Source organism: Lientehia hominis (assembly GCF_021044755.1).
Taxonomy (GTDB): domain Bacteria; phylum Bacillota; class Clostridia; order Lachnospirales; family Lachnospiraceae; genus Lientehia; species Lientehia hominis.
The window spans coordinates 47,339-60,600 of record NZ_JAJNOR010000004.1; the positions used below are offsets into that span (position 1 = coordinate 47,339).

The following is a 13,262-nucleotide window of genomic DNA, read 5'->3' on the forward strand; positions in this document are numbered from 1 at the left end:
AGGAGGATAGTGCATGAAGGCCTACGCTATGACCGACCGGGGAAGAAAAAGACAGATCAATCAGGACTCGGTATATTATTCGACCTTTCCGGTTGGGAATATTCCCAATTTATTTATAGTAGCAGATGGAATGGGAGGGCATCAGGCAGGAGATTTTGCGTCAAAATATACCATAGATAATCTGGTTCGTTTGATAGAGGCCGCAGAGGGCAATAATCCAATTACGATCCTGAATGACAGTATCCGCCAGGTGAACGGGATGCTTCTGGAAAGAGCATCCGGGGATGAGAAGCTGGCGGGCATGGGCACCACTTTGGTGGCGGCCTGTGTCATGGGAAGCGTCCTGTGTGTGGCCAATGTGGGTGACAGCCGGCTTTATGTGATCCAAGACGAGATCAGGCAGATCACGAGAGACCATTCTCTGGTCGAAGAATTGATTCAGCGTGGAGAGATGGAGCGGGGAAGCGAAGCCTACCATGAGCACAAAAATATTATTACCAGGGCCATTGGCGCCAGAAGCGGAGTCTTCGCGGATTTTTTTGAAGTAACGCTGGAAGAAGGGGATACGGTGCTCATGTGTTCCGATGGATTGAGCAATATGGTCCCCGACGATACCATCCGGGAGATCGTGGCGGGCCGGGAAGACCTCAGGGCGGCTGCGGAGGACTTGATAGAAGAGGCAAATAACAATGGAGGCAGGGACAATATCGCCGTAGTGCTGTTCCGGCCGAACGTAGACGAGGTGAAAGAATGGTAAGAATAGGAATGTTTCTGGGTGAACGTTATGAGATCCTGGAAAAGATCGGTTCCGGCGGCATGTCGGACGTGTACAGGGCCAAGGATCACAAACTGAACCGGGATGTGGCCGTAAAGGTCCTGAAACAGGAATTCAATTCTGATAAGACTTTTGTCGGCAAGTTTCGGACGGAGGCCCATGCGGCGGCGTGCTTGTCCCATCCCAATATCGTGCATGTATTTGACGTGGGGGATGAAGACGAGCTTCATTATATCGTGATGGAGATAGTCGAGGGGATCACTCTTAAGACTTATATTGCCAAAAAGGGCAAGCTGGAGATACGAGAGACCATCGGCATCGCGATGCAGGTGGCCCAGGGAATTGAAGCGGCCCATGAGCAGCATATCGTCCACCGGGATATTAAGCCTCAGAACATTATTATTTCCAGGGACGGCAAGGTAAAAGTGACGGATTTTGGAATCGCTAAGGCGGCAACCACGGAAACCATCACTTCTAATACTATGGGTTCCGTCCACTATATTTCGCCGGAGCAGGCCAGAGGAGGATACTGTGATGAACGCAGCGATATCTATTCTCTGGGTATTACCATGTATGAAATGCTTACGGGACGTGTGCCTTTTGAGGGAGACTCTGCAGTTTCCGTGGCGCTTCTCCACATTCAGGGGGAAATGGTCCCGCCCAGGGAATATGATCCCATGATTCCTGTGAGCCTGGAAAAGATCGTATTAAAGTGTACACAGAAAAAGCCGGAGCTGCGGTACCGCAGTGTGACGGAACTCATCGGAGACCTGAAGCGGGCCCTGATGACTCCCAACGAAGATTTTGTCCGGATGAATGTGATAAACAGCGACGGCCCCACCCGGGTGATGAGCCAGGATGAGGTGAACCAGATTCGTGACGAAGCCGGCCGCGGCGGCATGGATGACACGGAAATGCTGGAACCACTGGATGATTATGACGATATGGAAGAGGAAGAGCGTTATCAGCTGGATTATGACGATGACGAGATGCTTCCGCTGGATGACGAGGAAGATGAGGAGTACGAGGAGGGAAAGAAATCCGACAAGGTGTATACCATTGTGGGAATCGTAGTTGCAGTAGTCATCGTGCTGCTGGCCCTGTTCGTCCTTGGCAAGACCTTTGGTCTCTTTGATTTTTCCGGAAAGAAGAACAACAAGGAAACAACGGCGGAGTCTGATGCAACAGAAGTGCCTATGCCGAATCTGCTGGGAAAGACCGTGGCAGAGGCGGAAGAAGAGCTCGCCAAGCTGGATCTGGAGATGAAGTTATCTTACAGTGAGTCCAATGACTATGAGGAAGGTCAGATCATGGAACAGGAGTTCGCGGAAGGCTCGTCGGTGAAGCGCCATACGGTGGTGAAGCTGACGGTCAGCAAGGGAACTACCGAGACACAGGTTCCGACGGATTTGATCGGCATGACGAAGGAGCAGGCGACGAAAGCCCTTCATGAGGCTTTCCTGGAGCCGGAATTCGATGAAATTTTCAGTGACGATGTGGAAGAAGGAAAGGTTGCGAAGGTGACCCCCGGCGTCGGAAGCAAGTGTACGATAGGAGATAAGGTCACCGTATATCTGTCCAAGGGACCGGAGACGAAGACCACCGAGGTGCCGGATGTGCTTGGTAAAACGGAGAGTCAGGCCAGATCCGCTCTGGAAGGAGCCAATCTCCAGGTGGGCAGTGTGACCGAGGACTATAGTGAAGAATACGATGTGGGCCAGGTCATGAATCAGTCCGTGAGGGGCGGCAGTACCGTTGAGGAAGGCACGAAGGTCAATCTGGTGATCAGCATGGGTAAAAAGGAAGAGGAAAAGGTCACCATGCCCGGAATCCTCGGTCTGGATGCGGCAGGTGCGCAGGCACAGCTGGAAGCGGCGGGCCTTAAGCTGGGAGCAATAGGAAAGAAGGACAGCAATGAAGAGATCGGACAGGTGATCGACGCGGAATATACAGAAGGCACGGAGTTAAAGCCGGGGACCACGGTGAATATCTGGGTGAGCCGGGGACCGAAGGAGGAGCCTACCACCGCGCCGACTACGGCGCCTACGGAAGCGCCGACACAGCCGTCTGGCACAGATCCTACGGAGAACAGCGGGACTCCCGAAGGCAACCTTCCGGACCAGCCGGCTCAGTAATATGACAAAGGGCAAGATCATCAAAGGAATAGCAGGCTTTTACTATGTCCACGACGGTCACAGCAGAGTATATGAATGTAAGGCAAAAGGGATTTTCCGCAGCCAGGGAAAGAAGCCTCTGGTAGGAGACGATGTGGCGGTGGATGTCCTGAATGAGGAAGAAAAGCTGGGGAATATCACGGAGATATTCCCCAGGAAAAACAGCCTGATCCGCCCGGCCTCGGCCAATGTGGACCAGGCCCTTGTGATATTCGCCGTGAAGGAGCCGGAACCGAATTTAAACTTGCTGGACCGCTTTCTGGTCATGATGGGAATGCAGGAGATTCCCTGCCACGTATGCTTCAACAAGGTGGATCTGTCAGGCGGCGATATGGCAGAGCGTTTGGCCGCTGTCTACAGCGGGGCCGGTTATCCGGTCCATTCTGTCAGCACGTACACCGGCGAAGGGCTCGAGGGGATCCGAACGCTTCTCCAGGGGAGGACGACAGTCATGGCCGGACCTTCCGGGGTGGGGAAATCTTCAATCATGAATGCCGTGAGTCCCGAGGCCAGAATGGAGACCGGAGCAGTGAGTCAAAAAATCAAAAGAGGGAAACATACCACCAGGCATACGGAGCTTTTCTGTGTGGGGGAAGAGACCTACCTTTTGGATACACCGGGATTCAGCTCCCTGGCCATAGAGGGTCTCGAATGCGGCGAGCTGCGCTGGTACTATCCGGAAATGGAAAAGCTGGAGGGCAGCTGCAGATTTCAGGGCTGCATCCATGGAAAGGAACCGGACTGTGCGGTTAAGAGATCGGTTGAAGAAGGAACCATAAGCAGAGAACGGTATGAAAATTACCTGCTTCTCTACGAAGAGCTGAAATCAAAAAAACGATACTAACGATTGAAAAGGAGTCGGTCATGTTAATTTTATCACCTTCTATCCTGGCTGCGGATTTTACAAAGCTGGGAGAGCAGATTGAGGAAACCATAAGCGCGGGTGCCGGATATATCCATCTGGATGTCATGGATGGAATGTTCGTGCCGCAGATATCATTCGGAATGCCGGTCATAGAGACTATCCGAAAGTGTACGGATAAGGTATTTGACGTTCATTTGATGATAGAAGATCCCGGACGCTATATTGAGGCGTTTGCAAAGACAGGGGCGGATATCATCACCGTACATGCAGAAGCCTGCAGACACCTGGATCGTGTGATTCAGCAGATAAAAGCCGCGGGAGTCAAAGCCGGAGTGGCGCTGAATCCTGCGACTCCCCTTTCAGCGCTTGACTATGTGCTGGATGAACTGGATATGGTGCTGATCATGACCGTGAATCCGGGATTCGGCGGACAGAAACTGATTCCCTATTGTCTGGAAAAGGTCCATGACCTTCGGCTGCTCATGAAGGAACGGGGACTGGACATCGACATTCAGGTGGACGGAGGAATCAAGGCCTCCAATGCAAAAGAAGTGGTGGAAGCCGGCGCAAATGTCCTCGTGGGGGGCTCTGCAGTATTTTCCGGGGATATCACGGCCAATACAAAAGCCTTTATGGATGTGTTCGCGGAATTTGAAAACAAATAAGAAGCTATTTCCGGAGAGAATATGAAAATTCTGATCGTAACCGGCGGGGACGTGGATACTGCGTCTGCCGCCGGATTTTTAAAAACATATGATTCTTCTTATGTGATCGCCGTAGACGGCGGTCTGGCGTCCGCAGACCTTCTCGGCCTGACTCCAGATCTCATAATCGGGGATTTCGATACGGTGGATGGAGACCTGCTGGAGACTTATAAAAAAGCCGGCATCCGTTTAGAGACGCACCGGCCGGAAAAGGATGCTACGGATACAGAGCTTGCTTTTTCTTATGCCCTTGATCTGCCGGGGGCGGAAGAAATCGTCATTCTGGGGGCACTGGGCCGGAGATTCGACCATGCACTGGGTAATTTACATGTTTTGATCCAGGGGCTTCGGCGGCAGATTCCATGCCGGATAATCGATTCTCATAACAGTGTCTGTCTGCTGGACAGGGGAAGGACTTTTCGGAGAGAGGAACTCCGCGGAACTTATATTTCCTTCATTCCCATGACGGAACAGGTGACGGGAGTGACCCTCACAGGATTTAAGTATCCTCTTAAGAATGCGGTACTTTTGCAGGGCAGCAGCCTCGGCATAAGCAATGAGCTGTCGGCAGAGGCGGGAACTCTGTCTTTTGAGACGGGTATTTTAATCTGCGTGGAAGCAAAAGACTGAAGACAGAAAGAACCGATACTGGACTGATAAAAAATGCAGAAACTGGATATTCCAAACAATCCAGATTATGGCTATGATAATGAATAATCAAACAGATTTCATAGCGATCAAGAAGGAGACATGATTATGGAACAGACAGTAAAAGCAAAAGGAAGAAAAAGCACAGCCCTTTTTATCTGCATGACAGCTTTAGCTACCGCCATTATCTGCGTAGCTACGATGGTGATCCAGATTCCCATTCCCCTGGGATATGCACATCTGGGAGACAGCTGTATCCTGCTGGCTTCGGTATTCTTTGGGTGGAAGACAGGGATCTTTGCGGGAGGGGTGGGTTCGGCTATGGCAGATTTCCTGACCGGCTACAGCCAATGGGTCCTGCCCACCTTGGTCATAAAAAGCATTCAGGGTTTCTTGATCGCGAAGATATGCAGAAACCGGGATGGAGAATTCAGGATCCTGTCCGTGCGTACTGCTCTTGCGGTGGCAGCGGGGATTCTTGAGATGGTGCTTGGATATGTGGCAGGCGGAGCCATTTTGTCAGGAAGCATGGCAGCGGGGATTGCTTCCGCGCCCGGGCTTCTGCTGAAGGGTGTCCTGAATATCGCAGTATTTTATGTAGTCGCCCTGACTCTGGAAAAATCAGGCGTAAAGAAGTTTATACCTGTAAAATAATGCAGGGTATTGGGAAAATAAGGAATCAGGAGCAGAAATCTTTATGGAGTCATCACACAACAATCAAAAAAAAATCGCAGTTATAAATGATATGTCCGGGTTTGGCCGCTGCTCGATCGCAGTGGCTATGCCCATTATTTCGGTTATGAAGATACAGTGCTGCCCGGTGCCCACGTCTATTTTTTCCAATCATACCGGGTTTCCGGAATATTTCTTTGAAGATTATACGGAAAAGATGCCGGAGTATATCGCCAACTGGAGGAAGCTGGGGCTGGAGTTCGAAGGAATCTCCTCCGGATTTCTGGGCTCCAGGGCGCAGATTGATATTGTGAGGAAATTTATCCGGGATTTCCGGACGGAGAGGACGACGGTGATCATTGACCCGGTCATGGGGGATTATGGAAAGCCTTATCCCACCTATACCGATGAGATGTGCCAGGAGATGAAGCGTCTGGTGGAATACGCGGATATTCTGACTCCTAATCTGACAGAAGCGTGTATTCTGACGGATACGCCCTATTCGGAAGGGCGCTGGTCCATTAAGGATATTGTATCCATAGCGGAGAAGATCAAAGAAAAAGGGCCGGGGAAAATCGTGATTACCGGCATCCGTCAGGGGGATTTTGTGGCGAATCTGGTCTATGAGGACGGATGTGAACCGCGGATATTGAGAAGCCACCGCGTGGGGACAGAGCGTTCCGGAACCGGAGATGTGTTTGCTGCCGTCATTGCCGCTGACGCAGTCAACGGCGTGCCGTTTCCGGTATCCGTGAAAAAGGCTTCTGATTTTGTGAAAAAGTGTATCCTCCGTTCAGAGGAGATGAAGATACCCCGGACAGACGGCGTATGTTTTGAAGAGCTTTTGAACAAATTAAAATGAATATGACAGGAAGAAATGAGGGAAAAGAATGAGCATGACCATTTTATACGAAGTACATGGCAATCTTTACGTGAACCTGACCAACAAATGTTCCTGTGCCTGTACCTTCTGTCTCCGACAGACCAGGGATCACATGGAGGACTCCGATGTGCTCTGGCTGGACCGGGAACCTTCCGTGGAAGAAGCAAAGGCAGAATTTGAAAAGTTTGACATGGACAAATACAGCGAGGTGGTATTCTGCGGGTTCGGGGAACCTACGATGAGGCTGGATGCCATGCTTTCCGTGGCGGCTTTTGTGAAAGAGAAATATGGAAAGCCCACCAGGGTCAACACAAATGGACTGGCGGATCTGTTTTACGGAGAACCGACGGCCCATAAGCTCAAGGGGCTGATTGATACGGTATCCATCAGCCTGAACACACCGAATAAGGAGCGATATTACGAATTGACCAGAAGCAGGTTCGGAATCGGTTCCTTCGACGCCATGCTGGCTTATGCGGCGGACTGTACGAAATACGTGCCCCATGTGGTCATGACTACGGTGGATACTACCCTTACCAAAGAAGAAGAAGATGCCTGCAGAGAAATCTGCCGTAATCTGGGCGTGACTTATCGGATACGTCCTTGGGAGGATTGAGATGGGAAAACTGATACTGGCGTCAGCGTCTCCCAGGAGGAAGGAGCTCCTGTCGCTCACCGGGCTTCCTTTTACTGTTATCCCGGGGAACGGAGAGGAAGTCATCCATACCAGTGATCCGGCAGAAGCGGTGGAGGCTCTTTCCAGGGAAAAAGCTGAGGCAGTCTGTGGCAGAGCAGGTGAAGAGGATGTGATAATCGGCGCTGATACGGTGGTTGCTCTGGATTCTTTGATTTTGGGAAAGCCTGCCGGCGAAGAAGAGGCCTTCTCCATGCTGAAGAGGCTGCAGGGCAGGGAGCATGCGGTATATACCGGGGTCACGGTCCTTGAGAAGGGGAAACCATTGGAAAGGGTGACTTTTTCTGAGAAGACGACGGTCCACGTGCTTCCCATGACGGATGAGGAGATCCTGGACTATATTGCCACGGGAGAGCCCATGGATAAAGCGGGGGCCTATGGCATCCAGGGGAGATTTGCCGTATATGTGCGGGGAATCGAGGGAGATTACCAGAACGTGGTAGGGCTTCCGGTATCGAGACTGTATGGATTTTTGCGGAAATACAAGGAGAATCTGAATGATTAAACTGATTGTAACGGACATCGACGGGACACTGGTAGAGGACGGGGCTAACACACTTCCGGAAGGGATGATGGAGACTATTGAAGCGCTGATAGATCGGGGAATCGTCTTTGTAGCAGCCAGCGGGCGGTCCCTGGTGAGCCTGGAGCGGCTTTTTGAGCCGATCAAAGAAAAAATCTATTATGCTGCATGCAACGGGACACTGGTCGGACCGTATCGGAATTTAATGTTCACGGAAAATCTGGAAAAGGATCTTCTAAGAGAGCTTCTTCGGGATGCGAGAGAATATAAAGATGCGGTCGCTTTTCTGACCGGAGCCGGCATCATGTATTCTGATACTCAGGATGAAAAGCTGCTGCAATGGCTGACAGAAGGTTACCGGGAGAATATCACCCGTGTTCCGGATATCGCTCAGATGCCGGATGATTTTGTGAAGCTCAGTATCTATGACCGGAACAGGCGCTCCGGCGAGACCTTCCGCCCTTTTTGCAAAAAATGGGACGGCGTGGTGTCCATGGCTACGGCAGGGGCTATGTGGCTGGATGTCTATAAGATCGGAGTCAATAAAGGGACTGCCGTGAAAAAGCTGCAGGAGCTTCTTGGCGTATCAAGGGAGGAGACACTGGCTTTCGGAGACCAGCAGAATGATATCGAGATGCTGGGGAAGGCATATCACAGCTATGCCATAGGGAACGCTCTTCCCGAGGTAAAGGCTGTAGCCCGGTATGTGGCCGACAGCAATGTGAACGGAGGAGCGCTGAAGGTATTCCGTTCATTGCTGCAGAAAGGAAGTCATAAATGAAATTCATCCATACAGGAGATCTGCATATAGGAAAGATCGTGAATGGCTTTTCCATGCTGGAGGAACAGAAGCGGGCGCTGGACGCCATATTCACCCTGGCAGAAGAGACTTGTGCAGATGCCGTCCTGATAGCGGGAGATATCTATGACAGGGCGATTCCGCCAAAGGAGGGCGTGTCGCTGTTTGATGGATTCTTAGGTCGGTGTACGGAAGCGGGTATACCGGTCCTTGGCATCGCGGGAAATCATGATTCTCCGGAACGCATCAGCTTTGGGGAAATTCCTTTAAAGAGACAGGGAATTTATCTGGATGGGGTCCTTAAAGAGTCCCCGACGGCCGTCTGTTTTTCGGACGAATGGGGAACCGTGACTGTACATCTTCTGCCTTTTGCGGGACCGGCGGGGATGAAAGCGGCATTTGGAGATGGGGAGTCCGATGCGGAAGGGTTTCCAGAGGGTGTACAGAATGCGGTAAAAAGAATGCAAGTGTCCCATGGAGAACGCCATGTACTGGTGACGCATCATTTTGTCGGTGAAGGGGAATGGCGGCCGGAGGTTTGTGATTCCGAGAGCAGGACCGCTGTGGGAGGTGCGGATTTGGTAGACGCCTCCCTTTTTGATGCTTTCGACTATACGGCCCTGGGACATCTGCATCGGGCACAAAAAGTCGGAAAGAGACACATTTATTATTCAGGTTCTCCTGTCAAATATTCTTTTTCCGAAGCGGATCAGAGGAAGAGTGTTTTTTTGGTGGAGCTGCGGGAAAAGGGGAATTTAACGATAGAAAGGCGTTTTCTGACGCCGATCCACGACATGCGTATCATACGCGGCCCTCTGATGGAGCTGATGAAGCCGGAGGTCTATGACCTGGCAGACCGGGAGGATTATATCTGTGCGGTGCTCACGGATGAAGAAGAGCTTTTAGATCCGGCGGAATCCTTAAGGGCAGTATATCCCAATCTGATGCAGCTGGTCCTGGAAAAGAATCTGACCGGAGAGGGAGAGGGAACTTTTTCCGGCAGGACCCGGGAGAGAAAAAGCCCGGAGGAGCTGTTTGAGGAGTTTTTCCGGGAAGTGACCGGGCGTGAGGCTGACGAAGCGAGGCTCGATGTCATGAGAGAAGCGATAGAATGGGCAGAAAAGGAGGCGCCATGAAACCAGAATATCTGGAACTCAGTGCCTGGGGGCCATATAAAGGCAGGGAATCCATAGATTTCAGCCGTATGGGAAAAAGCGGCCTGTTTTTGATAACCGGAGCAACGGGAGCGGGAAAGACCACCATATTTGACGCGGTCTGTTTTGCCCTTTACGGATGCGTAAGCGGAAGTCTCAGAGGCCAGGACAGCTTACGGAGCGGATTTGCGGATAAGAATTCCAGGACATATGTAAAGCTTATATTCAGCCACAAAGGGAAACGGTATCTGGTGGAGCGCAATCCCAGATATGACAGGCCGAAGCTGCGGGGAAATGGTGTTACTACAGAAGCAGAGAAAGGGACGCTTTATTTCATGGAGGGCTCGTCTGAAACCCTGTTGGCAGAGGGAGCGTCTGCCGTAACAGAGCGGATCACAGAGCTTCTCGGTCTTCGCTTTTCTCAGTTCAAGCAGCTTTCCATGCTGGCCCAGGGGGAATTCAGCCAGTTTCTGACGGCCTCCTCCAAAGAGAGAACGCAGATATTCCGGAATATTTTTGAGACAAGAATCTATGATTCCATACAAAAATATCTGAGCGGACGGGCCAAAGCACTCAGCCGGGAAATCCAAGAATGCCGTGTGAGGGAAGAAGAGGCCGCTGCCAGGATACGGACGGAGGATGAGGAATTTATACAGCTTCTTCAGGCCGAAAAGAAGGACTATGAGAGGATATTCCGCCGTCTTGAGGAAGAATTGGAAGAGTTGGAGAGTCAAAAGAATAACACGGCTGAGCTGGCAGAAAAAACGGGCAGGGAACGGGAAAAATGCCTTTCTCGTCTGGACAACGCCCGGAGCTTGAAAAAAAAGGAAGAGGAGGCAGGCCGGTTAAAGAAGACCATAGAAATTCTGGAAGAGGAGGCCGGACGCGCGGGGAAAGAGAAATCACAGATAGAAAAAGGCAGAAGAGCTCTGGAAATATACCCTTTCAAAGAAAGGCTTTTGTCGGAGAAGGACCGCCTGTATTCTGCTCAGAAGGAAATAGATAAAGAAAAGCAAATTCTGATCAGGAGGCAGGAAGCGTTTCTGGAGGCGCTCCAGAAAAAGAAACGTTTGAGGGAGCGTCTGGAAGAAATAAGGGATATACAGAAGAAACAGCTGATAGGGATTTTGGCAGAGGGACTGGAGGAAGGGACGCCATGTCCGGTGTGCGGCTCGAAACGCCATCCGTCTCCGGCGTATTGTAAGGAACAAAAGGATTCCGGATTCACGGACGCAGATCTGAAAGCCATGGAAAAACAGGTGCAGGCGGCGGAAACAGAAGAGGAAAGGGCTCATGAGGCCGCAGCATTGGCAAAGGGTACGCTGGAACGGCTGGAAAAACAGGCCGCGGACGATGAGAAAGAAATTTGCCGGCTGGAGCGGATTTGGAAAAAGAAGCTTGAAGACGCGGGGTTCTCGGGCGGGGAAGATTACCAGGCCTCTTTTTCGAGCAGGGCAGAAATAGAGAAGAAGGAAAGGGAAATACGAAAAAAAGAGGATGAACTACGGGAGAAAAAAACACTTTTCAGACGTCTGCGTCAGGAAATCGATACAGGGGAGAAAGAGGATGACAATGTCCTGCAGGAGGAAGCAGAAAAAATCCAAAGGGAATATGACCGCCTGACGAGAGAAAAGGAAGCCATAGCCGTCCTTCTGGAGACTGGAAAAAACAGCGCTGAGGTGCTGCGCGCACAGCAGAAGAAAGAACGCAGCCTTTTGGATGCCTATGGAATAGCTGGAGACGTGGAACGAGCCGTATCCGGCTACAATAAAAAACATTTGGTCTTCGAACAGTATGTGCTGTCCGTCTATTTTGAAGAGATCCTGGAGGCGGCCAACAAAAGATTCGGCAGGATGAGCGACGGACGGTATGGCTTTAAGCGGGCCGAGGAAGCAAAAGACGGGAGGACGAAGGAAGGGATGGAGCTTCTCATATTGGATGCTTATACGGGAAAAGCACGATCTGTGAAAACATTGTCCGGGGGAGAATCTTTTAAAGCCGCGCTTTCTCTGGCTCTGGGGATGGCAGACGTCATACAGGCCTATGCCGGAGGAATCCAGGTGGAGACTCTGTTTATCGATGAAGGGTTCGGTTCTCTGGACAGCGAGTCTCTGGATCAGGCGGTAAATGTGCTTCGTTCCCTGGCCGGAGGAAACCGCCTTGTGGGAATCGTGTCCCATGTGGAGGAGCTTAAGGAGCGGCTGGAGCGCAGGATCATCATAGAAAAATCGAATACAGGTAGCACAATACGCGCTTCTGTGATATGATGATTTGGAAAAATAGGTTATTATTCGGAGGGAATGGCGTGAAATTGGCATGGAAAAGGGGAACAGCCCTTTTGCTGGCTCTGGCGGTAATATGCGGCCTGTGTGGCTGCCAAAAAGGAAAAAGCATCCGTTTTACCACAGGGCTCGGCGATAAGGAACTCTTTAAAATAGGAGATGAGATATGTACCAGACAGGAGGCCATGGTATTTGTTCTGAGCCAGAAGAAGAATTATGAACGTTCTTACGGCAGGGAAATCTGGGATGTGAAGATATATGGCGAGACTTTTTCCGCATATATGCGGGACAACCTTCAGGACTTTCTGGCGAAGATGAAGTGTATGGTGCTGATGGCTGATAAATATAAAGTGGAGCTGAGCGATGAAGAGAAGCTCCGGATCGAACAGGCGGCGGAAACCTATTTTGAAGGACTTCCGGAGAATGTGATACAGGCTTCTGGGATTGGGGAGCCGGATGTGAAAACGGTGTTTCATGATTACTATGTGTCCAATAAGCTGATGAAGCAGCTGACAGCGGATGTCTCCACGGAGATCAGCGAAGATGAGGCGCGGGTGATCACGGTGCAGCAGATTTTTTTGAGCACAGAGGGTCTGAGCGCCGAGGAAAAAGAAGCGAAGAGAAAAACGGCGCAGAAGGTCAAAGAGCAGGCCGACGCGGGAGCGGATTTTGCCGTGTTGGGGAAAAACAACAATGAATCCGAGAGCTTTGAACTCCAGATTGCCAGGGACGATACGGAAACCCAGTTCGAGAATGCGGCATATGCGCTGAGCACCGGGCAGATCAGCGAGGTTGTGGAGACTGCCTATGGCTTTCATGTCATTAAATGTATCAACAATTATGACGAGCAGGAGACGGCAAAGCATAAAACGGAGCTGGCCAGAAAATGCAAAGAGGACCGGTTCTACGAGTATTATGACGCTTTTGTAAAGACCATTGTGGCAGAATACAATGAAAAAGCCTGGAAGACCATAGACTACAGCCAGGAGCTGGAAGAACCGCAGGCAGATTTCTATGAAGTATATGACCAGTATTTCGGAGCAGATACGTATTGAAATGAGGGAAACGAAAAAAGGGATGCCGAAGCAT

At 51.0% G+C, this 13,262-nt stretch carries 13 protein-coding genes; all 13 read left to right on the forward strand.

Annotated elements, in window-relative coordinates; genetic code table 11:
* The first annotated feature begins 13 nt into the window (after positions 1 to 13).
* The 13 genes from LQE92_RS06945 (at position 14) to LQE92_RS07005 (ending at position 13,228) form a co-directional block, all read left to right on the forward strand.
* Positions 14 to 757, forward strand: coding sequence for a Stp1/IreP family PP2C-type Ser/Thr phosphatase (locus LQE92_RS06945; RefSeq protein WP_231062274.1), 744 nt, complete (start codon positions 14 to 16; stop codon positions 755 to 757).
* The gene (gene pknB, locus LQE92_RS06950) at positions 751 to 2,910 is read left to right on the forward strand and encodes a Stk1 family PASTA domain-containing Ser/Thr kinase (protein WP_231062275.1); all 2,160 of its coding nucleotides are present in this window, start codon (positions 751 to 753) and stop codon (positions 2,908 to 2,910) included. The genes LQE92_RS06945 and pknB overlap by 7 nt, the downstream gene beginning before the upstream one ends.
* 1 nt (position 2,911) lies before the next feature.
* Positions 2,912 to 3,793, forward strand: coding sequence for a ribosome small subunit-dependent GTPase A (rsgA, locus tag LQE92_RS06955; protein ID WP_231062276.1), 882 nt, complete (start codon positions 2,912 to 2,914; stop codon positions 3,791 to 3,793).
* A 20-nt stretch (positions 3,794 to 3,813) separates the two neighbouring features.
* A complete protein-coding gene (gene rpe, locus LQE92_RS06960) occupies positions 3,814 to 4,479 on the forward strand; it encodes a ribulose-phosphate 3-epimerase (protein ID WP_231062277.1) in 666 nt (221 codons plus the stop codon).
* Between the two features lie 21 nt (positions 4,480 to 4,500).
* Positions 4,501 to 5,148 carry a thiamine diphosphokinase gene (locus LQE92_RS06965; protein WP_231062278.1) on the forward strand — a complete coding sequence of 216 codons (648 nt, stop codon included), beginning with the start codon at positions 4,501 to 4,503 and terminating at the stop codon, positions 5,146 to 5,148.
* A 126-nt stretch (positions 5,149 to 5,274) separates the two neighbouring features.
* Entirely contained in the window at positions 5,275 to 5,820 is a 546-nt protein-coding gene (locus LQE92_RS06970) for an ECF transporter S component (RefSeq protein ID WP_231062279.1), read from the forward strand.
* 43 nt (positions 5,821 to 5,863) lie between these two features.
* Entirely contained in the window at positions 5,864 to 6,700 is an 837-nt protein-coding gene (locus tag LQE92_RS06975) for a pyridoxamine kinase (protein WP_231062280.1), read from the forward strand.
* A 28-nt stretch (positions 6,701 to 6,728) separates the two neighbouring features.
* The gene (locus tag LQE92_RS06980; protein ID WP_331001261.1) at positions 6,729 to 7,337 is read left to right on the forward strand and encodes a TIGR04100 family radical SAM protein; all 609 of its coding nucleotides are present in this window, start codon (positions 6,729 to 6,731) and stop codon (positions 7,335 to 7,337) included.
* Between the two features lies 1 nt (position 7,338).
* Positions 7,339 to 7,920 (forward strand): Maf family protein, encoded by a 582-nt coding sequence (locus tag LQE92_RS06985; RefSeq protein WP_231062281.1) that lies wholly within the window; start codon positions 7,339 to 7,341, stop codon positions 7,918 to 7,920.
* On the forward strand, positions 7,913 to 8,719 hold the full coding sequence (locus tag LQE92_RS06990) for an HAD family hydrolase (protein WP_231062282.1): 807 nt from the start codon (positions 7,913 to 7,915) through the stop codon (positions 8,717 to 8,719). The genes LQE92_RS06985 and LQE92_RS06990 overlap by 8 nt, the downstream gene beginning before the upstream one ends.
* On the forward strand, positions 8,716 to 9,873 hold the full coding sequence (locus LQE92_RS06995; protein WP_231062283.1) for an exonuclease SbcCD subunit D: 1,158 nt from the start codon (positions 8,716 to 8,718) through the stop codon (positions 9,871 to 9,873). The genes LQE92_RS06990 and LQE92_RS06995 overlap by 4 nt, the downstream gene beginning before the upstream one ends.
* Complete coding sequence (locus tag LQE92_RS07000) at positions 9,870 to 12,158, forward strand: AAA family ATPase (RefSeq protein WP_231062284.1); 2,289 nt, start codon at positions 9,870 to 9,872, stop codon at positions 12,156 to 12,158. Before LQE92_RS06995 ends, LQE92_RS07000 begins: the two co-directional genes overlap by 4 nt.
* Positions 12,159 to 12,196: 38 nt before the next feature.
* Complete coding sequence (locus LQE92_RS07005) at positions 12,197 to 13,228, forward strand: peptidylprolyl isomerase (protein WP_231062285.1); 1,032 nt, start codon at positions 12,197 to 12,199, stop codon at positions 13,226 to 13,228.
* The last annotated feature ends 34 nt before the right edge of the window (positions 13,229 to 13,262 follow it).

Bases quoted from the DNA above. Each gene is read 5' to 3' on its own strand.
- LQE92_RS06965 (WP_231062278.1), top strand. From the start codon at position 4,501: ATGAAAATTCTGATCGTAACCGGCGGGGACGTGGATACTGCGTCTGCC.
- rpe (WP_231062277.1), top strand. From the start codon at position 3,814: ATGTTAATTTTATCACCTTCTATCCTGGCTGCGGATTTTACAAAGCTG.
- LQE92_RS06970 (WP_231062279.1), top strand. From the start codon at position 5,275: ATGGAACAGACAGTAAAAGCAAAAGGAAGAAAAAGCACAGCCCTTTTT.
- LQE92_RS06990 (WP_231062282.1), top strand. From the start codon at position 7,913: ATGATTAAACTGATTGTAACGGACATCGACGGGACACTGGTAGAGGAC.
- rsgA (WP_231062276.1), top strand. From the start codon at position 2,912: ATGACAAAGGGCAAGATCATCAAAGGAATAGCAGGCTTTTACTATGTC.
- LQE92_RS06995 (WP_231062283.1), top strand. From the start codon at position 8,716: ATGAAATTCATCCATACAGGAGATCTGCATATAGGAAAGATCGTGAAT.
- LQE92_RS06980 (WP_331001261.1), top strand. From the start codon at position 6,729: ATGAGCATGACCATTTTATACGAAGTACATGGCAATCTTTACGTGAAC.
- LQE92_RS06975 (WP_231062280.1), top strand. From the start codon at position 5,864: ATGGAGTCATCACACAACAATCAAAAAAAAATCGCAGTTATAAATGAT.
- LQE92_RS07000 (WP_231062284.1), top strand. From the start codon at position 9,870: ATGAAACCAGAATATCTGGAACTCAGTGCCTGGGGGCCATATAAAGGC.
- LQE92_RS06945 (WP_231062274.1), top strand. From the start codon at position 14: ATGAAGGCCTACGCTATGACCGACCGGGGAAGAAAAAGACAGATCAAT.
- pknB (WP_231062275.1), top strand. From the start codon at position 751: ATGGTAAGAATAGGAATGTTTCTGGGTGAACGTTATGAGATCCTGGAA.
- LQE92_RS06985 (WP_231062281.1), top strand. From the start codon at position 7,339: ATGGGAAAACTGATACTGGCGTCAGCGTCTCCCAGGAGGAAGGAGCTC.